We start from the raw sequence: 19,023 nt of genomic DNA, 5'->3' as shown, positions 1-19,023 counted from the left end.
AGCCCCCGACCCCTAGAGCGAACGCTGCAACAGAACCTGGCCGCTATCGGCGGCCACCACCTGAACGGCCGCGATCTGGTCGACCGGTGTCGAGATGCTCCCCGCGGGCGTCGCGGTGTGGCCGGGTACGGCCACCCAGGTCGCCAGCCGGGTCTGGCTGCCGTCGCGGCCCACCACGACCATCGCCAGCGTGTCGTGGTGCGCGTTGAGCGGGGCCAGGCACACGCACCGCAAGTTGATGGAGGTCCCCCAGTGCTGGCTGGACAGCTCGACCGTCGAGGCCAGCAGGGTGGTGCCCACCTGCGCCATCGGCGCCGATGACGCGGTCACCTGCTGCGACGGGGACGAGGAATACCCCTGCACCCCGACGAACACGCCGATCGCCAGCACCACCGCCGCGGCCGATGAGGCCACCCAGGTCACTATCCGCGTGCGGCGCCGGCGCCAGCTCACCTTGGCTAGCAACGACGTCAGCAGCTCCGGCGACATCTCCGGTGTCGCCGACAACCCGGCGGCCGGGCCGGAGTCGTTGATCGCCGCCACCTCGTCCGGGCCGAGCTGCGAGAGCAGCGCAGGCACGCCGCTCAAGTCGGCGACGGCCTCCCGGCACGCCGGGCAGTGCGCCAGGTGCGCCTCGAATTCGCGTCGCTCCACCGCCGACAACGAGCCCAACACGTATGCGGCATCCCACATCACGTACGGGTCGTCCGGCGGCCCGATGCCCCGCAGCGGCGTCTTCATGTCATCCATTTTCCCCAGCACCCTTCAAGCATTCGGAGCCCCTCACCGGGTAACTCCGAGTTCCTGCAGAGTGAGTCGCAACGCCCGCACGGCGTAGTGTAATCGCGACTTCACCGTTCCTTCCGCGATCCCGAGGTCTGCAGCAATCTGCGCGGTGGTCCAGCCGCGGTAGTACGACCGGTCGACCACGGCCCGGTGCTCGGCGGACAGCTGCGCCATCGCGTCGGCGATCAGCAGCTTGTCCAGCGCGGCATTCACCTCGTCCGGCGTCGACCGTTCGGGCGCCCCCGCCTCGTCCGTCGAACCGACGACGTTGCGGAACCGTGCGCTCCGCCGGTCGTCGATGATCATGTTGCGCGCGACGGTGAACAGCCACGCCCGCGCCGAGCGCTCGGTGTCCCCGACGACCTCCGGATGCTGCCAGGCCCGCAGCAACGTCTCCTGCACGACGTCCTCGGACTGGCTCGCATCCCCGGTGAGCCGGAGCGCGTAACGCCACAAAACCGCTGCGTGTTCGTCGTACAGCGCCTTCATCAGGGCGGCTTCGGCGGTCCCGGACGCCCTCGAATTGCCTGCAACACGGGCCACTCCATCACCTCCGACTACTGAAACGAGTCGAACGGGTGCTCGGTTCAATCGCCACGACCCGCCGCGCCCGGCTTCGCCGCGCTTGCGGTCGTGGCCGGTTCAATCGCCACGACCCGCCGCGACTCGCCACGCCGGGCGACGCAGCAGGCTAGGCCAGCGTCAGGATGCGCGGACCGGCGTCGGTGACCGCGACGGTGTGCTCCCAGTGTGCCGCACGGGAGCCGTCGGAGGTGGTGACGGTCCACGCGTCGTCGAGCACCACGGTCTTGCCCGTCCCGAGGGTCAGCATCGGTTCGATCGCCAGCACCGACCCGGGGGCCAGGAGCGGGCCGCGTCCGGGCGCGCCCTCGTTGGGCAGGAACGGGTCCATGTGCATTTGCCGCCCGATGCCGTGGCCGCCGTAGCCCTCCACGATCCCGAACGCCCGCCCGTGCCGGTCGGCCGCCGCGCGCGTGCCGGTTTCGATGGCGTGCGAGACATCGGTCAGCCGGTTGCCGGGAACCATTGCCGCGATCCCGGCCTCCAGCGATTCCCTGGTGGCGTCGCAGAGCGCCTGGTCGGCCGCGTCGAGGGTGCCGACGCCGAACGTGATCGCGGCGTCACCGTGCCAGCCTTCCAAGATCGCGCCGCAGTCGATGGACACCAGGTCGCCGGGCGCCAAGATCTCTGCGGCCGACGGAATCCCATGGACCACCCGCTCGTTGACCGACGCGCAGATCGACGCCGGGTAACCGTGATAGCCGAGGAACGACGGAACTGCGCCCGCCTCCCGGATCACCGACTCGGCGATCTGATCGAGGCCCAGCGTCGACACCCCGGGCACCGCCGCCGCCCGCACCGCATGCAGCGCGGCCGCGACCACCGCCCCCGCCGCCGCCATCGCGTCGAGCTCACCGGCGGTGCGCTGCGGAACGACTTTGTGTCTCCGCAGCCGCGCCAGCGCGCTCATCGTTACTTGCCCAGCGCTTGCAGGGCGCGGGCGAACACTTCGTCGAGGGTGCCGATCGCGTCGACGGTCTTGAGTTCGTCGCGGTAGTACTCGAGCAGCGGCGCGGTCTCGTCGCGGTACACCTTCATCCGGTTCAGGATGACGTCGTCGGTGTCGTCGGCGCGGCCACGGGCCTTGAGCCGTTGCAGCAGCTCGTCCTCCGAGACGCGGAACTCCAGCACCGCGTCGATGTCGGTGCCGCGGCGTTCGAGCATTTCGTGCAGCGCCTTGGCCTGCTCCGTCGACCGCGGATACCCGTCCAGGACGAAGCCGGCGTCGGCGTCGGCATCGCTGAGGCGGTCGTCGACGAGCTGGTTGGTCAACTCCGAGGGCACCAGGTCGCCGGCGTCCAGATAGCGCTTGGCCTCGAGACCGAGTTTGGTTCCGTTCTCGATGTTGCTGCGGAACAGCTCGCCGGTGGAGATGTGCGGGATCCCGAGCTTCTCGGAGAGCTTCTGGGCCTGCGTTCCCTTACCCGCCCCCGGCGGGCCCAGCAAAACGACTCTCACTTCAGGAACCCCTCGTAGTTGCGCTGCATCAGCTGGCTCTCGATCTGCTTGACCGTATCCAAGCCGACACCAATCATGATCAAAACCGCGGTACCGCCGAACGGCAAATTCTGAACCGCTCCGCCATTGCCGATTTGCAGGAACAAGTTGGGCAGCACGGAGATGGCGCCGAGGTAGATCGAGCCGGGCAGGGTGATCCGGCTCAGCACATAACGCAGGTAGTCGGCGGTGGGCTTGCCCGGCCGGATGCCCGGAATGAACCCGCCGAACTTCTTCATCTCGTCCGCACGCTCGTCGGGGTTGAAAGTGATGGACACGTAGAAGTACGTGAAGAAGATGATCAGCCCGAAGTAGATGCTGATGTAAATCGGATCGCTGGGATCGGACAGGTAACTTCCGACGAACTTGTCCCACCAGCTATTGCCCACTCCACCACTGCCGCTGCGGATCAGCTGCGTGATCAGGTGCGGAATATAGATGAGCGACGACGCGAAGATGACCGGGATGACGCCGGCCTGGTTGACCTTGAGCGGCAGGTACGTCGACGTTCCGCCGTACATGCGCCGGCCCACCATGCGCTTGGCGTATTGCACCGGGATGCGGCGCTGCCCCTGCTCGACGAACACCACGCCGACGATGATGACGAGGGCGGCGACGCACACGGCGCCGAAGATCATCCCGCCGCGGCTGTCCAGGATGGTCTTGCCCTCGGAGGGGATGCGGGCCGCGATGCCGACGAAGATCAGCAACGACATGCCGTTACCGATGCCCCGCTCGGTGATCAGCTCGCCCATCCACATGACCAGCGCCGCGCCGGCCGTCATCACCATCACGATGACGACGAGCGTGAAAATGCTCTGGTCGGCGATGATGTCCAGCGAGCAGCCCTGCAGCAACCCGCCGTTGGCCGCAAGCGCCACGATGCTGGTCGCCTGCAGGATCGCCAGCGCGATCGCCAGATAGCGGGTGTACTGCGTCATCTTGGCCTGGCCGGACTGGCCTTCCTTGCGCAGTTCCTCGAACCGCGGGATGACCACCGTGAGCAGCTGCACGATGATGCTGGCGGTGATGTAGGGCATCACCCCGACGGCGAACACCGTCAGCTTCAGCAGCGCACCGCCGGAGAACAGGTTGATCAGCGAATAGATCTGCCCGGCCGCGCCGCCGCTGGCCTCCTTGATGCACTGCTGGACGTTCGGGAAATTGACGCCAGGGGACGGCAAAGCAGCGCCCAGCCGATAGAGAACGACGATTCCCAGCGTGAAGAGGATCTTCCGTCTCAGGTCGACTGTCCGCAGCGATGAGATGAAAGCCGAAAGCACTCTTCCTCCTGCGCAGCCGGGGGGTTTCCTGCATTACGCGCCCAACACCCGCAGGCCAGGACGTACGGCCGACTTATCTGCAGCGCGTCAAACCGTGTACGAGACTAACAGCTGGTCTGGGCAAGTCCGTCCAGGGCCGTCAAGGACGACCCATAAAAAGCACAGGAAGCCGCAAGCCGTGGGGCGTAGAGTGCTCTTGGTTCGTTGCATTTGCTAAGTAAATGGGGAGCAGCATGACACGCACTGACCAAGACAGTTGGGACTTGGCCTCCAGCGTCGGTGCCACCGCCACGATGGTCGCCGCGGCCCGCGCGCTGGCCAGCGAGGGCGCCGACCCGATCATCGACGACCCGTTCGCGGCGCCTCTGGTGCGAGCTGTCGGCCTGGAATTCTTCCGCCAACTGGTCGACGGTGAAGTGGCCCCCGCGGACGCCGAGGACGGCGAACGGGACCTGCAGCTGGAGACGGATTCCATCGCGGTGCGCACCCGCTTCTTCGACGACTTCTTTCTCAATGCGGCCCGGGACGGGATCCGTCAGTCGGTGATCCTGGCGGCCGGCCTCGACGCCCGCGCATACCGGCTGAGCTGGCCGCCCGGGAGCGTGGTCTACGAGGTGGATCAACCCAAAGTCGTCGAGTTCAAGACCGCCGCCATGACCGAGCTGGGCGTCTCCCCGACCGCCGAGCGGCGCACCGTCAGCGTCGATCTGCGCGACGATTGGCCGGAAGCGTTGCGGCGCAGCGGTTTCGACCCGTCGCAACCGACATCGTGGAGCGCCGAGGGCCTGCTCATGTACCTGCCGCCCGAAGCCCAGGACCGGCTCTTCGACAACATCACCGAGCTCAGCGCGCCCGGGAGCAAGCTGGCCACCGAATTCCACGGCGACTCCGGCCGCACGATGACCGAACGCGCGCAGCAGTTCAACGACCGGTGGGCAAACCTGGGCTGCGACATCGACCTGTCGGGGCTGTTCTTCGAAGGGGAGCGCAGCAACGTCGTGGACTACCTGACCGGCCGCGGTTGGCGGGTGAGCACCCGGCAGCGGCGCGAGTACTTCGCCGACTACGGCCTCGTCTTCCCGGACGACGAGACGTCCCAGCTGCGCAACATCGTCGCCGTCACCGCGACGCTGAGCTAGCTCAGGCGGGCCTGGCGGACGGCGCGCGCACCACCATCGGCACGGCGGGGAAGCACCAGGCCATCTCGGTGCGCGACTTGCGCAGCGCGGCCGTGCCGTAACCCTTCTTGCGGTGCTCGGGGTGGATCCAGATGCGCACGTTGACCTCCCCGCCGAGCAGCTCGCCGAACACCATTCCGACCTTCTCGCCGGAGTCGACGGCCACGAACCACGCCGCCTCCTCGTCGTCGAGGCGCCCCAGCGCCGCGCTGATCTCGTCGTCGAGGTTGCCGGCCGGGCCGCCGGACCCGTCGCCGGCGGCTCCCATGTCCTGGGTGCGCGCGGCGAAGATGTCGCGGTCGGTTTCCGCCGAGAAGGGCCGCAGCTCCAGGGTCTCCCCCGAGCTCGCCGGACGCTCGCCGAGGGTGAAGCTGAGCTGCTTGTTGAGGTCCTCGAGTTCGGCCAGGATCTTGCGGCGCGAGTCGATGGTGAGCTGATCGAACGACATCCCCATCACCGCTTCGGCGGCCACGTGCGAGGTGTCGAGCAGGCGGACGATCGCCTCGACCGCGGCCGCCTTGTTCTCGGACTCCACCACGACGTCGGCGATTTCATGCCGCCGTTCAAGGGCTTTCAGCAGGGCATCGGCAATCTCGCGACGGGCGGCTTTGCGATCGTGGTCGGTCATTGCAACAGCCTAGAACGCCGCCGGAGGGAGCGCGCTACATCTGTTCTTTCCCAGCTCCAGGAACCGCTGGTAGCGGTCCTCGACCGCGGGGGCCCAGGCGGAATCGGGTTCGACGACGCGCTCGGTGGAGACCCACCGGGCGGCGTCGGCGATCGATGTTTCCAGGCCGGCCGCCATGCGCGCGAGGAAGGCCGCGCCCAGCGCCGCCCCCTCAGGCACCGCCGACACCTCCACCGGCCGCCCGGTGGCGTCGGCGATGGCCTGCATCCACGGTGCGACCCGGGTGCCGCCGCCCGTGGCGACGATGCGCGCCACCGGTGCCCCGCTCAGCTCGATGAGCTGACGGACCACAAAGCCCGACGCCTCGTAGGCGGCCCGGCGCAGCGCGGCCGCGTCGTGGGTGAGATCCAGCGCGTCGAGCACGGACCGGCGATCCGGGTCATGGAACGGGGTGCGCTCCCCGCGAATGTAGGGCGACCACACCGGCACCCGCCCGGGCCGCGCCGCGGCCGGGTCGCCGGGCGCGACCACGCGGTCCACCCAGCCGAGGAACAACCCGCCGGCATTGCTCGCCCCGCCGATCTGGCTCTTGCCCGCGGCGGTATGCGGGATGGTCCACAGGCCCGGCACCTGCCGGGGCTCTCCGATGGTGGTCCACACGATCAGGGTGGTGCCGCACAGCACCAGCACGTCGCCGTCGCGGTCGGCGCCGGCCACGATCTGTTCGCACAACGCGTCGATCGCGCCGATTCCCAGGGCGGCGCCGCTGCCGTGCACCTCCCCCACGGCGGCCCCCATGCTCTCCACCCGCGGCATCTGCTCGGGCCGCGCGCCCCGCTCGGCGCACGCCTCGGGGTTCCAGCCCGTCCCGTCGAACAGCGGGTACGCCGTCGCGGCGGTGGCGAAGTCGATCACCGCCTCGCCCGCAAGGGCGTGGTTGGCCACCGCCGGCGCCGGCCAGTACCCGGCCGCGTCCGGTGCCTGCGCCGCCGTCCAGCGCAGGAACTCGGCGGCCTCGCCCAGGGCGGGCAGCGGCTGCACCGGTTGTTCCGGTGTTCGGCCCCGTTCGTCGCCGTACAACAGTCCCGGCGTCAACGGCACGCCCTCGGCGTCGACGGCCGTCAGCGACGGCACCATCGCCGATACGGCCACCGCGCGGACGTTCGGCCCGGGGTTCAGCCGTTCCAGCGCCGCCACCGGTCCCCGCCGCCACGCCTCGTCGGCGTCGTGCTCGAGCCGGTTCGGCGCAGGCACCCGCAACTGGTGCGGGATCCGCGCCCGCGCCGTCACCCGACCGTCGGCGTCCGCGGCGACCGCTTTGACCGCGGTGCTGCCGACGTCGACGCCGATTGTGACGACTTCACGTGACACGGGCGTCACCGTACGCCAGCATTGGGGTTCGTGACGTCAAGACCGCGCGCGTTGGTGACGGCCCCGCTGCGGGGACCGGGCTTCGCCAAGCTGAAGCAGCTGGCCGACGTGGTCTATGACCCTTGGATCGAGCAGGCCCCCCTGCGGATCTACAGCGCCGAACAACTGGCCGAGCGCATCACCGTGGAGGCCGCCGATGTGGTTGTGGTGGAAAGCGACTCGGTGGGCGGGCCGGTGTTCGACTTGGGCCTTCGGGTGATCGCCTCGACCCGCGGCGACCCCAACAACGTCGACATCGCGGGGGCCACCGCGGCCGGGGTTCCGGTGCTCAACACTCCGGGCCGCAACGCCGACGCGGTCGCCGAGATGACGGTGGCCCTGCTGCTGGCCGCCACCCGCCAGCTCGTGCCCGCCGACGCGGATGTCCGCAGCGGCAACATCTTTCGCGACGGCAGCATCCCCTATCAGCGGTTCCGCGGCTGGGAGGTCGCCGGGCGCACCGCCGGCCTGGTGGGTCTCGGCGCGGTCGGCCGCGCCACCGCATGGCGGCTGTCCGGGCTGGGCCTGCGGGTCATCGCCCACGACCCGTACAACGACGACGCCCGGCACGGCCTGGACGAGCTGCTGGGCGAGGCCGACGTGATCTCCCTGCATGCGCCCGTCACCGACGACACGGTCGGCATGATCGGGGCGCCGCAGTTCGCCGCCATGCGCGACGGCGTGGTCTTCCTCAACACCGCCCGCGCCCAGCTGCACGACACCGACGCGCTCGTCGACGCGCTGCGCGACGGCAAGGTGTCCGCCGCGGGCCTGGACCACTTCGTCGGCGAGTGGCTGCCCACCGACCACCCGCTGGTCGGCATGCCCAATGTCGTGCTGACGCCCCACATCGGCGGTGCCACGTGGAACACTGAGGCTCGGCAGGCGCAGATGGTGGCCGACGACCTGGAAGCGCTGCTGGCCGGCGGCACGCCCGCCCACATCGTCAACCCGGAGGTGCTCGGCCCATGACGTCCGTGAAATCGGTGGCCCACCCCGAAACCGCCGTGCTGGACGCGGCCAAGGACATGTTGCGCCGGCGCCTGGTCGAGGGAACCGCGGGCAACATCTCCGCGCGGCGCTCCGACGGCAACATCGTCATCACGCCGTCGTCGGTCGACTACCGCGACATGCAGCTCGACGACCTCGTGCTCGTAGACCCGGACGGCGCGGTGCTGCACGCCGCGGATGGCCGCTCGCCGTCCTCGGAGATGCAGCTGCACCTGGCCTGCTACCGCGCGTTCGACGACATCGGCAGCGTCATTCACAGCCACCCGGTGTGGGCGACCATGTTCGCCATTGCGCACCAATCGATTCCGGCGTGCATCGACGAGTTCGCGGTGTACTGCGGCGGCGACGTCCGCTGCACCGAGTACGCCGCCTCCGGCACTCCCGACGTCGGCGCCAACGCCGTCAAGGCGCTCGACGGCCGGGGCGCCGCGTTGATCGCCAACCACGGACTGGTGGCCGTGGGGCCGCGGCCCGACAAGGTGCTGCACATCACCGCCCTCGTCGAGCGCACCGCCCAAATCGTCTGGGGCGCAAGGGCTCTCGGCGGTCCGGTGCCCATCCCCGAGGACGTCAACCGCAACTTCGCCGGCGTCTACGGCTACCTGCGCGCGAACGTCTGATGCGCCCGGTCCGGTTCGGCCACGCGACCGTCGCGCGGGTACTCGAGCTCCAATTCGACCTGGACACCCGCCTTTTCGCGCAAACGCCGCCGTCGGGCTGGCGAGACAACGCCGACCTGCTGGTGCCCGACTTCTTCGATCCCTCCACCGATCAGTGGCACATCGCGATCCAGAGCTGGGTCATCGAGGTGGACGGGTTGACCGTCGTCGTGGACACCGGTGTCGGCAACGATCGCCAACGCCCGCACATGCCGCCCCTGGACCATTTGAACACCGGCTTCCTGGCCGCCCTGCGATCGGCGGGCGTCGACCGCACCGCCGTCGACGTGGTGGTCAACACCCACATCCACTCAGACCACGTCGGGTGGAACACCATGTTGGACAACGATTCCTGGGTGCCGACCTTTCCCAACGCCCGATACGTGGTGCCGGCGGCCGACTACCGGCACTTCGCCCCCGATGGGCCCGCGGCGAGGCGATCGCCGCGCAGCGAAGAGGAAGCGGCCCAGCAGCGCGGTGACCAATTGGTGTTCGCCGACAGCGTTGCGCCCATCGCCGAGGCGGGCCAGCTCGTCCCGTGGTCCGGCGATTACCAGATCAGTGCGTCCCTGCGGCTGCGGCCCGCCCCCGGGCACACGCCGGGCTCCTCGGTGCTGTGGCTGGATGCGGGTGAGCCGGCGGTCTTCGTCGGCGACCTCACCCACAGCCCGCTGCAACTCCGTCGACCCGGCGACGCCTGCGCCTTCGACGTCGACGCGGCGGCCGCCGCGGTGACCCGCCGCAGGATATTCGCCGAGGCGGTCCAGGCCAAGGCTGCCGTGATACCCGCGCACTACCCCGGCCATGGCGGCGCGACGATCCGCGCCGTCGACGATCAATTCGACGTCGATCACTGGCTCGACATCGATACGGTGTGAGCATGGCGCGCTACCGAGTGGTCCAATGGTCGACCGGCAACATCGGTAAGCGAGCGCTCGGCGCCCTGCTGGAGCGCGACGACTTCGACGTGGTGGGCGTTCATGCATTCGGTTCGGACAAGGTGGGCCGCGACGCGGGCGAGCTGGCGGGCCAAGCCTCGGTCGGCGTCGCCGCGACCGGCGACGCCGACGCGCTGATCGACCTCCGACCGGATTGCGTGTGCTACATGCCCCGCGCCATCGACTACGAGCTGGTGACCAGGATGCTGCGCAGCGGCATCAACGTCGTCACGACGGGTGATTTCCTCACCGGCACCCATCACCCGGCCGAACTCCCCGCGCTCGAAGCGGCGGCGCAGGAGGGACGGGCGACCTTCCTGGGCACCGGATTCGAACCGGGCTTCATCAACGTCGTCGCCGGCTTCCTCACCGGCGCATGCCGAAAGATCCACAGCGTCAAGCTCGTTGAAACCTTGGACTGCACCACCTATCCCGTATGGGACGTGTGGAAAGTGCTCGGATTCGGCAAAACACCCCGTGAGCCGGTGACCCACATCGATCCGGAGACACAACGCTACGGCCTCGGCTATTTCGAGACCCTGGACATGATCGCCACAATGCTGGGCGTCGAGCTCGACTCCAAGGACGCGTTCGTCGAGCCGGCGGTGTTGACCCGCGATCTCGACCTGGGCTGGGTGAACTTCGCCGCCGGCACCGTCGGCGGACAGCGCCGCACCTATCGCGGCCATCTCGGCGGTCGTCCGGTCGTCGAGCTCGCCATCTGCTGGACGATGAGCGACGACGCGCTCGACCCGCGCTGGACCGATCCGAAAGGCTTCAGCGTGGTGATCGAAGGCCAGCCGCGCGTCGACGCGACCATCCGATTCGGTCAACCCGGCGAGGACGTGATGACCGTGTTGATGGACAGCACCGCCGTCGCGGCGGTCAACGCCATCCCGTTCGTCTGCGACGCGCAACCGGGCGTCATCACCCCGATCGACTTGCCCATCACCGGATCTCACGGGGCGGTCACCGTTTGAGTCGCGGCATTCAGGCCGCCCGGCCGCGCCATGCGCGTGGCGATACTCCATGGGTCCGGCTGAACAGCCTGCTGAAATAGCCCGCGTCCGCGATCCCGACCCGCCCGGCGACCTCGGCGATCGGGAGATCGGTTTCGGCGAGCAACGTCCGCGCCTCCGCCATGCGGCGCTCGGTGATCCACTCCCCCACGGTGCGTCCGGTACGGCGCCGGACCACGGTGGTCAGGTGTCCCGGGGTGATGCCGAGTTCACCTGCCACGTCGCGCAGTGACAACGGCTCGGCGTGCCGCCGGTCGATCACGTCGAAGACCCCGGCCAGCAGCGGTTCACCGCTGCGCCGCAGCTCGGCGACCACCGGGCCGGCCAGGCGCGCGAGGTCGATCAACAACAGGGTCAGGTGCGCCAGCACCGCCTGCCGATAACCGTCCTGCCGCGCACCCAATTCCGTTTCGATCGACCGGATCGCGGCGTCCCACGCCGCCCGTCGGTCCGCGGGCACATCCAGCCGCAGGATTCCGCCGGACTGTCCGTGCAGGAACGGGAACAGCAGGGGGTGCGCCCGCCACGCCGGCCACGGCGATCGCGCGTCCTCGCCGAGCGCGGCGGGATCGAAGAACACCGCCACTCCGGCGTCGTGAAGCTCCAGCCGTGCGGGTTCCAGCACCCGGCCCGCGGCCGCCACGTAGACCAGTCCGGCCGCGGGCAGGTACCAGAGCGCCGGAAAGTCGTGAATGTGGCGACCGCGATCGATGAAATCCTCGGGACCTGACCTCACCACCGACACCGGCGGCGTGTCCGGATCGGTGCGGTATTCGTAGATCGGCACCCCCGCGCGACGCCGAACCATCCGAGCAGGTTGCGTCATGTCACCGAAAATAGTCTAATTTTCCCCGAGAATCACCCAATTATTCTAAGCTCCATCGATTCACCATGGATTTCGTGACAAAACATCATCCACATGACTACTTGCCCGCCGCCGGTCACGACGCGCTGCTGCCCTGCTACGACCTGATCTCACGCCTGCTTGGTGTTAAACGGTTCCATCAGGCGCTGATCGCTCAGGCCGACCTGGCCGACTGCCATCGCGTCCTCGAAATCGGCTGCGGCACCGGCAATCTGATTCTTCGGGCCAAACGCGAGTATCCCCGCTTGGAGGCGGTCGGATGCGACCCCGACCCGCGGGCGCTCGATCGGGCGCGACGCAAAGGGGACGGCGTCCGTTTCGAGCACGGCTACGCGGAGCGGCTCCCCTACGCCGACGGCGAATTCGACCGAGTGCTGTCGTCGATGATGCTGCACCATATCGCCGATCAGTCGAAAACCGCTGCGGCTCAAGAGATTTTCCGTGTCCTGCGCCCCGGCGGTAGGCTGCATCTGGTCGACATCGGCGGCGAGGAGACCGCCGACCGCGGCCCGCTGGCGCGGCTCGTCAGGCGCAACCCCCACGCGGCGGGAAATCTCGGGGATGCGATTCCTCGACTGCTGACGGCGGCGGGATTCGACTGCACCGAGGTCGCATCGACGCCGCACCGCGTTCTCGGGCGACTGAACTACTACCGCGCCACCCGCCCCGCCTAACGCTGGTCGGTAGCGACTTTCACCGCTCCGCTTTCGCCCTGGTTGGCGATCGCGAGGAACGCGTCGCGCCATCGCTCCACTCCCAACGGCCCGGCGCGTGAACGCCGGCCTGCACCAGCGTGCCCCGGGAGCGCAGCACCCGATCCGTCAAGGTTGCCGCGAATTCGCGGAAGCGTACAGTGGTGGAGGCTTGTTATATCAGCTAAATATTAGATTGACTATTCCTGAACAGGGGCGAACATGACTTCCACCAGGTACGAGGGCGACACCTGGGATCTGGCGTCCAGCGTCGGGGTGACCGCGACGATGGTCGCCGCCGCCCGCGCCGTGGCGACCCGCGCCGACCGTCCGCTGATCAACGACCCGTTCGCCGAGCCGTTGGTCCGGGCCGTGGGCGTGGACCTGCTGACCCGACTGGCGACCGGCGAGATGAACCCGGACGAGCTGAACGACGCGCACGACGGCGCGACCGGATCCGCCGGCGCGATGTCCCGGATGGCCGACAACATGGCCGTGCGCACGAAGTTTTTCGACGAGTTCTTCCTGGACGCGACGCGTGCCGGCATCAAGCAGGCGGTGATCCTGGCCTCGGGGCTGGACGCCCGCGCCTACCGGCTGGCGTGGCCCGCCGGGACCGTCGTCTACGAGGTCGACCAGCCCCAGGTGATCGACTTCAAGTCGCGCACGCTGGCCGACCTGGGCGCCGCGCCCACTGCCGACCGGCGAGTGGTGGCCGTCGACCTGCGCGACGACTGGCCGGCCGCGTTGCGCGCCGCAGGATTCGACCCGGCCCAGCCGACCGCGTGGAGCGCCGAGGGCCTGCTGGGGTACCTGCCCCCTGAGGCGCAGGATCGCCTGCTGGACACCATCACCGAACTCAGCGCGCCGGGCAGCCGGTTGGCCGTCGAGAGCGCACCCAACCCCGAGCCCGGGGACGAGGACAAGCTGAAGGAACGCATGCAGCACATCTCCGAACGCTGGCGTGCGCACGGTTTCGACCTGGACATGGCGGGGCTCGTCTACTTCGGGGAACGCAACGAGGCCGCCCCCTACCTCGGCGAGCGCGGTTGGTCGCTGAACGGCGTCAGCATCCAGGAGCTGTTCTCGGCCAACGGGCTTCCGCCGCTCGAGGACGACGACATCCGCATGGGCGAGATGCTTTACGTAAGCGGCACACTGGACAAGAAATAGGAGCCTTTGCATGACTGTGGAATCGGGACGTACCGAAGGCGACAGCTGGGGACCCGGATCCAGCGTGGGAGCGACGGCCACCATGGTCGCCGCATCCCGCGCGGTGGCGTCACAGGGACCCGACGCATTGCTCGACGACCCGCTGGCCGAACCGCTGGTCCGCGCCGTCGGCCTGGAGCCCTTCATCCGCATCGTCGACGGACAGGTCGATTTCGAGGACGACCCGCTGTTCAACCGCAAGGCCCGGGCCGAGCAGATCACCGTTCGCACCCGGTTTTTCGACGACTTCTTCACCGGCGCCACCAAAGATGGTGTGCGGCAGGCGGTGATCCTGGCGTCCGGCCTCGACACCCGCGCCTACCGGTTGCGGTGGCCGGCGGGCACCGTTGTCTACGAGATCGACCAGCCGCAGGTCATCGCGTTCAAGACCGACACGCTGGCCGGCCTCGGCGCCGCCCCGACGGCCGAGCGCCGCGCGATCGCCATCGACCTGCGTGACGACTGGCCGGCGGCGTTGCGCGAAGGCGGGTTTGACGTGACGCGGCCGACCGCGTGGAGCGCGGAGGGCCTGCTGCCCTACCTCCCGCCCGAGGCGCAGGACCGGTTGTTCGACAACATCACCGCGCTCAGCGCGCCGGGCAGCCGGGTGGCGACCGAACACGTGCCCGACCCCAACGCCTTCTCCGACGAGAGGTTGCAGCGCATCAGCGAAAGGTGGCAGCGCTTCGGCTTCAACCTCAACGCGGCCGACCTCTTCTACCGGGGCGAACGCAACGTCGTCGTCGACTACCTGAAAACCCACGGCTGGCAGGTGGAGACCCACCCGGCCCGGGAATTGTACGCGCAGAACGGCTTTGAATTTCCCGAGGACGAGATGTCGGCCACCTTCGGCGAGCTGAGCTACGTCGCCGCGACGCTGGCGTAGCGGGTTGGCTAGGGTCTCACCTATGTCACGCGCTCACGACGACGAGTGGGATCTGGCGTCCAGTGTGGGCGCCACCGCGACCATGGTGGCCGCCGGCCGCGCCATGGCGACGAAGGATCCCCGCGGCCTGATCCACGACCCGTTCGCCGAGCCGCTGGTGCGCGCGGTGGGGGTCGATTTTTTCACCAAGATGATGGACGGCGAGCTCGACCTCGACGCGATCGAGAACGCGTCGCAGGTGCGCATGCAGGCGATGGTCGACGGAATGGCCGTGCGCACCAAGTATTTCGACGACTACTTCGTCAACGCCACCGGCGGCGGAATCCGGCAGGTGGTCATCCTCGCATCGGGGTTGGACGCGCGCGCCTACCGGCTGCCGTGGCCGGACGGCACGGTGGTCTACGAGATCGACCAGCCCCGCGTCATCGAATTCAAGACGGGCACGTTGGCCGGCATCGGTGCCGAACCGACCGCGACGCGGCGCACCGTGCCGATCGACCTGCGCGCCGACTGGCCGGCCGCCCTGAAAGCGGCCGGGTTCGATACGACGGCGCCGACGGCGTGGCTGGCCGAGGGTCTGCTGATCTACCTGCCGCCGGACGCCCAGGACCGGTTGTTCGACAACATCACCGCGCTCAGCGCGCCCGGGAGCACGATCGCCACCGAATTCGTGCCCGGCATCGTCGATTTCGATGCGGACCGGGTGCGGGAGATGTCCGGTTCCTTCCGCGACCACGGCGTGGACATCGACATGGCGTCGCTGGTCTACGCCGGCGAACGCAACCACGTCCTGGACTATCTGCGGTCCAAGCGGTGGAACGTCGAGGGCACCACCCGCACGGAACTGTTCCGCCGCCAGGGCATCGAGGCGCCGCCCCCGCAAAACGACGACCCGCTCGGCGAGATCATATTCATCAGCGGCGGGCTCACCGCTTAGCGCTTAGAACCGCGACGGCCCCGGCCACAGCGCGCTGGCGCCGCTCAGCGTGTGCTCGACGTTGTCCAGGACACCGGTGACCGTGCGGCCCAGCAGCGCGGCCAGTGCGTCCGGCAGCGATGCGGCGGCGGGTTGCGACGATGCGCGCGGCCGGACCATGTCCAGCAGCGACGAGCCCGGATAACTGACGATGCGGACGTCGCTGTCCTCGTCGAGGCCGGCGAGGACTTTGGCCCGGCGCACGGCGGTGCGGAACCCGCCGAGTTCGTCGACCAGGCCGCGGTCCAGCGCGTCGGCGCCGGTCCAAATCCGTCCCTGCGCAACACGATCGACCGCCTCGGCGGTCAGGTTGCGGGCTTCGGCGACCCGCTGCACGAAGTCGGCGTAGAACAGGTCCGCCTCGGCTTCGCGATGCGCCTGCTGCTCCGGCGTGAACGGTGCGTCGATCGACCAGGCGTCGGCATTGGCGTTGGTGCGCACGGTATCCGACCCGACCCCCAACCGCTCCAACAGATCGCGGATCACCAGCTTGCCGGTGATCACGCCGATCGAACCGGTGACCGTCGCCGGGTTGGCGACGATCGCGTCGGCCCCCATCGAGACGTAGTAACCGCCGGACGCGGCGACCGCGCCCATCGAAGCGACCACCGGCTTGCCCCGCTTGCGGGCGCGGGTCACCTCGCGCCAGATGCTCTCCGACGCCGTGATGGTGCCGCCCGGGCTGTTCACCCGCAGCACGATCGCGGACACCGAGTCGTCGGCGCCGGCCTCCCGCAGCGCCGCCCCGATGGTGTCGCCGCCGGCGGTCGAAGTGCCCAACGGCAGGAACTGCGGCCCACCGCGTCCGTCGACGATCATGCCGTCGACGGTGATGACGGCCAGGGTCGGCTTGGGCCGGCGGCCGGGCACCGGCGGCTTGGGCGGAGTCAGCCGGGGGCGGGCCGCACCGGCGTAACGCGCCAGGTACAGCCGCGGCGGGTCGGTCTCATCCGAAACATCCTTCACCCCAACCAGTTCCGCCATGCGGGCGTAGGCTTCGTCGCGAAATCCGATCCGGTCTAGCAGCCCGGCGGACACGGCGTCGTCGCGCAGCAGCGGCGCGCGGTCGGCCAGCGCGTCGAGCGCGCCGGCGTCGAGTTTGCGCGATTCGGCGATCGCCTGCCACGCCTGCTGCTGCAGGCTTTCCAGCATCCGGGTGACGGCCTCGCGGTGGGCCGTCGTGAAGCCGTGTTCGGTGAAACGGTTTGCCGCCGACTTGTATTGGCCGCGCGCGACGAATTGGGGTTCGATCCCCGCCTTGTCGAACGCGTCGCGCAGGAAGGTTTCGTTGCTCGCGAAGCCGATCAGCCCCACGCTTCCCGACGGCTGCATCCAGACCTCGCCGAACGCCGAGGCCAGGTAGTAGGACAGGGTGCCCGGGTAGGTTTCCGCCCAGGCCAGCGACGGCTTGGCGGCGGTGAACATGGCGATGGCCTCACGCAGCTCCTGCACCGCCGCCGGCGGTGAGGCCGCAAGTTGGACCCGCGCGATCAGCCCGGCGACCCGCGGGTCCTCGGCCGCGCGGTGGATGGCGGCGACCGCGTCGCGCAGCGCCATCGGCCTGCCGCCGGTGAGGATCGCGAGCAGGTCGAACCCCGTCGCCTCCGGCGGCGCCGACCGCAGGTCGAGCTCGAGGACACAGCCATTGGGTACGCCGTGGTGGCGGGCGGTGTCGACTCGTACGGCCAACGCGCGGACGTCGTCGACCCCGGGCATCGAGGGCAGGAAGGCGAACATGTTTGCAGCGTACCGACACCGCCGCCGTACGGTGATGGGGTGAGGTTCTCCATCGCCATCCCCCAATTCGACTACGACCGGTTCGACGCCGAAGGCCTGCGGGCGTACCTGCTTCGGGCCGAGGAGCTCGGGTTCGAGGGGGGTTGGGTGCTCGAGCAGATCATCGGGGACGCACCGCTGCTGGCGCCGCTGGAGCTGCTGGCCTACTGCGCGGCCTGCACCGAGCGCCTGCGTCTGGGCGTCGCCGTGCTGGTGACGTCGTTGCACGATCCGCTGCAGCTGGCCTCTTCCGTCACCGCGGTCGACCGGCTCAGCCACGGCCGGCTGGACGTCGGCGTCGGGACGGGCGGCGGTTTTCGCAGGTTCGCCGCGTTCGGCGTCGAAAAGGAAACGTACATCTCGTATTTCACCGAGGGTCTGAAGCTGATGAAGGCCGCCTGGTCAGACGAAGCCCGGGTTACGTTCCATGGCCGGTTCCGCGACGTCGACGACGTGCCGATCGCGCCCAAGCCGGTACAGCGGCCGCACCCGCCCATCTGGTTCGGCGGCCTGGCGCCGAAGGCCCTGGCCAGGGCGGTGCGCCACGGCGACTCCTTCATGGGCGCCGGTTCGTCGACCACCCAGGCGTTCGCCGGGGCGGTGACCGTGGTGCGCCGCGAACTCGACGAACAACGAAAGGACCCAACCCATTTCACCATCGGCAAGCGCGTCTACCTGATGGTCGACGACGACGCGGCGCGGGCACGCGAGCGCGTGCTGGCCGGCCTGCGGCGGATCTACGGCAAGATGCCCGGCGTCGAAGACGTTCCGGTGTCGGGCACACCCGACGACGTGGCACGCGGGCTGCGCGAGGTGATCGACGCCGGCGCCGAGTACCTGTTGCTCAATCCGGTCGGCGTCGACGTTCCAGAGAACCGCGAGCAGATGGAACGCCTTGCCGCGGAAGTGATTCCGCGGCTTGGCTGATCAGAGCTCGGTGACCGAGCCGCCCGCGGCGGTGATCTTCTCCCGCGCGCTGCCGCTGAACTTGTGCGCGGAGACCTCGAGCTTGACGGTCAGCTTGCCGTCGCCGAGGACCTTGACCAACGAGTTCTTGCGGACCGCACCCTTGGCGACCAGCTCGTCGACACCGATGGAGCCGCCCTGGGGGAACAGCCGGTTGAGGTCGCCGACGTTGACGACCTCGTATTCGGTGCGGAACCGGTTGCGGAAGCCCTTGAGCTTGGGCAGCCGCATGTGAATCGGCATCTGGCCGCCCTCGAAGGTGGCCGGCACGTTCTTGCGGGCCTTGGTGCCCTTGGTGCCGCGGCCGGCGGTCTTGCCCTTCGAGCCCTCACCGCGACCGACGCGGGTGCGGGCGGTCTTGGACCCGGGCGCGGGCTTCAGATCGTGCAGCTTGATGGTCACTGTGTCTCCTCCACCTCAACGAGGTGATTGACCACCGCGATGAGGCCGCGGGTCTGTGGGTTGTCCTCACGGATCACCGAATGGCGAATCCGTCGCAGGCCCAGGGTGCGCAGGCTCTCCCGCTGCTTCCAGCGGGCCCCGATGGTGCTGCGCACCTGGGTGATCTTCAGTTGGCTCATTGCGGTGCCGTTCCCTCACGCGCGGCACTGGCGGCCAGCGCTTCACTTTCCCGTCGCGCCTTGAGCATTCCGGCCGGG

Annotated in this window: 21 protein-coding genes and 1 pseudogene; 10 read left to right on the top strand and 12 right to left on the bottom strand. The window is 69.1% G+C overall.

Annotated elements, in window-relative coordinates; genetic code table 11:
- Positions 1 to 12: 12 nt before the first annotated feature.
- The 5 genes from A5711_RS23070 to secY form a co-directional block, all read right to left on the bottom strand.
- Positions 13 to 741 carry an anti-sigma factor gene (locus tag A5711_RS23070; protein ID WP_156673286.1) on the bottom strand — a complete coding sequence of 243 codons (729 nt, stop codon included), beginning with the start codon at positions 739 to 741 and terminating at the stop codon, positions 13 to 15.
- A 42-nt stretch (positions 742 to 783) separates the two neighbouring features.
- Positions 784 to 1,329, bottom strand: coding sequence for a sigma-70 family RNA polymerase sigma factor (locus tag A5711_RS23065; protein ID WP_082953377.1), 546 nt, complete (start codon positions 1,327 to 1,329; stop codon positions 784 to 786).
- 148 nt (positions 1,330 to 1,477) lie between these two features.
- Positions 1,478 to 2,278 carry a type I methionyl aminopeptidase gene (gene map, locus A5711_RS23060; protein WP_067950648.1) on the bottom strand — a complete coding sequence of 267 codons (801 nt, stop codon included), beginning with the start codon at positions 2,276 to 2,278 and terminating at the stop codon, positions 1,478 to 1,480.
- A 2-nt stretch (positions 2,279 to 2,280) separates the two neighbouring features.
- A complete protein-coding gene (locus A5711_RS23055; RefSeq protein WP_067950646.1) occupies positions 2,281 to 2,826 on the bottom strand; it encodes an adenylate kinase in 546 nt (181 codons plus the stop codon).
- Positions 2,823 to 4,148, bottom strand: a complete 1,326-nt coding sequence (secY, locus tag A5711_RS23050) for a preprotein translocase subunit SecY (RefSeq protein WP_067950644.1) — start codon at positions 4,146 to 4,148, stop codon at positions 2,823 to 2,825. Before secY ends, A5711_RS23055 begins: the two co-directional genes overlap by 4 nt.
- A gap of 233 nt (positions 4,149 to 4,381) precedes the next feature.
- On the opposite strand from secY, the gene A5711_RS23045 reads away from it, so the two are divergent.
- Positions 4,382 to 5,287 (top strand): class I SAM-dependent methyltransferase, encoded by a 906-nt coding sequence (locus A5711_RS23045; protein ID WP_067950642.1) that lies wholly within the window; start codon positions 4,382 to 4,384, stop codon positions 5,285 to 5,287.
- 1 nt (position 5,288) lies between these two features.
- On the opposite strand, the gene A5711_RS23040 is transcribed toward A5711_RS23045, so the two are convergent.
- Together A5711_RS23040 and A5711_RS23035 are read right to left on the bottom strand one after the other, a co-directional pair.
- Positions 5,289 to 5,954 carry a GNAT family N-acetyltransferase gene (locus A5711_RS23040; protein WP_067950640.1) on the bottom strand — a complete coding sequence of 222 codons (666 nt, stop codon included), beginning with the start codon at positions 5,952 to 5,954 and terminating at the stop codon, positions 5,289 to 5,291.
- A gap of 9 nt (positions 5,955 to 5,963) precedes the next feature.
- A complete protein-coding gene (locus tag A5711_RS23035) occupies positions 5,964 to 7,325 on the bottom strand; it encodes an FGGY-family carbohydrate kinase (RefSeq protein WP_067950744.1) in 1,362 nt (453 codons plus the stop codon).
- Between the two features lie 30 nt (positions 7,326 to 7,355).
- Here A5711_RS23035 and A5711_RS23030 point away from each other — a divergent pair, with 30 nt between their 5' ends.
- The 4 genes from A5711_RS23030 to A5711_RS23015 are packed head-to-tail and all read left to right on the top strand — an operon-like array spanning position 7,356 to position 10,952.
- The gene (locus tag A5711_RS23030) at positions 7,356 to 8,336 is read left to right on the top strand and encodes an NAD(P)-dependent oxidoreductase (RefSeq protein WP_067950741.1); all 981 of its coding nucleotides are present in this window, start codon (positions 7,356 to 7,358) and stop codon (positions 8,334 to 8,336) included.
- Positions 8,333 to 8,995, top strand: coding sequence for an L-fuculose-phosphate aldolase (locus tag A5711_RS23025; RefSeq protein WP_156745037.1), 663 nt, complete (start codon positions 8,333 to 8,335; stop codon positions 8,993 to 8,995). The genes A5711_RS23030 and A5711_RS23025 overlap by 4 nt, the downstream gene beginning before the upstream one ends.
- Positions 8,995 to 9,912, top strand: a complete 918-nt coding sequence (locus tag A5711_RS23020) for an MBL fold metallo-hydrolase (RefSeq protein ID WP_067950638.1) — start codon at positions 8,995 to 8,997, stop codon at positions 9,910 to 9,912. Before A5711_RS23025 ends, A5711_RS23020 begins: the two co-directional genes overlap by 1 nt.
- 2 nt (positions 9,913 to 9,914) lie before the next feature.
- Positions 9,915 to 10,952 carry a dihydrodipicolinate reductase gene (locus A5711_RS23015; protein ID WP_067950636.1) on the top strand — a complete coding sequence of 346 codons (1,038 nt, stop codon included), beginning with the start codon at positions 9,915 to 9,917 and terminating at the stop codon, positions 10,950 to 10,952.
- A gap of 10 nt (positions 10,953 to 10,962) precedes the next feature.
- On the opposite strand, the gene A5711_RS23010 is transcribed toward A5711_RS23015, so the two are convergent.
- Positions 10,963 to 11,817 (bottom strand): AraC family transcriptional regulator, encoded by an 855-nt coding sequence (locus tag A5711_RS23010; protein WP_067950634.1) that lies wholly within the window; start codon positions 11,815 to 11,817, stop codon positions 10,963 to 10,965.
- A gap of 74 nt (positions 11,818 to 11,891) precedes the next feature.
- Here A5711_RS23010 and A5711_RS23005 point away from each other — a divergent pair, with 74 nt between their 5' ends.
- Positions 11,892 to 12,530 (top strand): class I SAM-dependent methyltransferase, encoded by a 639-nt coding sequence (locus tag A5711_RS23005; protein WP_369829956.1) that lies wholly within the window; start codon positions 11,892 to 11,894, stop codon positions 12,528 to 12,530.
- Here A5711_RS23005 and A5711_RS27050 read toward each other — a convergent pair.
- A pseudogene (locus A5711_RS27050) lies at positions 12,527 to 12,672 on the bottom strand (oxidoreductase); the annotation flags it as partial. The gene A5711_RS23005 and the pseudogene A5711_RS27050 sit on opposite strands and share 4 nt — an antisense overlap.
- Positions 12,673 to 12,770: 98 nt before the next feature.
- Between A5711_RS27050 and A5711_RS23000 the strand changes: the two are divergent.
- The 3 genes from A5711_RS23000 to A5711_RS22990 are packed head-to-tail and all read left to right on the top strand — an operon-like array spanning position 12,771 to position 15,583.
- The gene (locus A5711_RS23000) at positions 12,771 to 13,721 is read left to right on the top strand and encodes a class I SAM-dependent methyltransferase (RefSeq protein WP_067950630.1); all 951 of its coding nucleotides are present in this window, start codon (positions 12,771 to 12,773) and stop codon (positions 13,719 to 13,721) included.
- 10 nt (positions 13,722 to 13,731) lie between these two features.
- Complete coding sequence (locus tag A5711_RS22995) at positions 13,732 to 14,646, top strand: class I SAM-dependent methyltransferase (RefSeq protein WP_067950628.1); 915 nt, start codon at positions 13,732 to 13,734, stop codon at positions 14,644 to 14,646.
- Between the two features lie 22 nt (positions 14,647 to 14,668).
- Positions 14,669 to 15,583 (top strand): class I SAM-dependent methyltransferase, encoded by a 915-nt coding sequence (locus tag A5711_RS22990; RefSeq protein ID WP_067950626.1) that lies wholly within the window; start codon positions 14,669 to 14,671, stop codon positions 15,581 to 15,583.
- A 3-nt stretch (positions 15,584 to 15,586) separates the two neighbouring features.
- On the opposite strand, the gene sppA is transcribed toward A5711_RS22990, so the two are convergent.
- Positions 15,587 to 17,359 (bottom strand): signal peptide peptidase SppA, encoded by a 1,773-nt coding sequence (sppA, locus tag A5711_RS22985; RefSeq protein ID WP_067950624.1) that lies wholly within the window; start codon positions 17,357 to 17,359, stop codon positions 15,587 to 15,589.
- Between the two features lie 39 nt (positions 17,360 to 17,398).
- Here sppA and A5711_RS22980 point away from each other — a divergent pair, with 39 nt between their 5' ends.
- A complete protein-coding gene (locus A5711_RS22980) occupies positions 17,399 to 18,325 on the top strand; it encodes an LLM class flavin-dependent oxidoreductase (protein ID WP_067950622.1) in 927 nt (308 codons plus the stop codon).
- On the opposite strand, the gene rplO is transcribed toward A5711_RS22980, so the two are convergent.
- Positions 18,326 to 18,766, bottom strand: a complete 441-nt coding sequence (gene rplO / locus A5711_RS22975) for a 50S ribosomal protein L15 (RefSeq protein WP_067950619.1) — start codon at positions 18,764 to 18,766, stop codon at positions 18,326 to 18,328. It lies immediately after the preceding gene.
- On the bottom strand, positions 18,763 to 18,945 hold the full coding sequence (gene rpmD, locus A5711_RS22970) for a 50S ribosomal protein L30 (RefSeq protein WP_067754267.1): 183 nt from the start codon (positions 18,943 to 18,945) through the stop codon (positions 18,763 to 18,765). Before rpmD ends, rplO begins: the two co-directional genes overlap by 4 nt.
- Positions 18,946 to 19,023 lie beyond the last annotated feature (78 nt).

Source organism: Mycobacterium sp. E2238 (genome assembly GCF_001672665.1).
Lineage (GTDB): Bacteria > Actinomycetota > Actinomycetes > Mycobacteriales > Mycobacteriaceae > Mycobacterium.
This window is presented reverse-complemented; position numbering and strand designations above follow the sequence as displayed.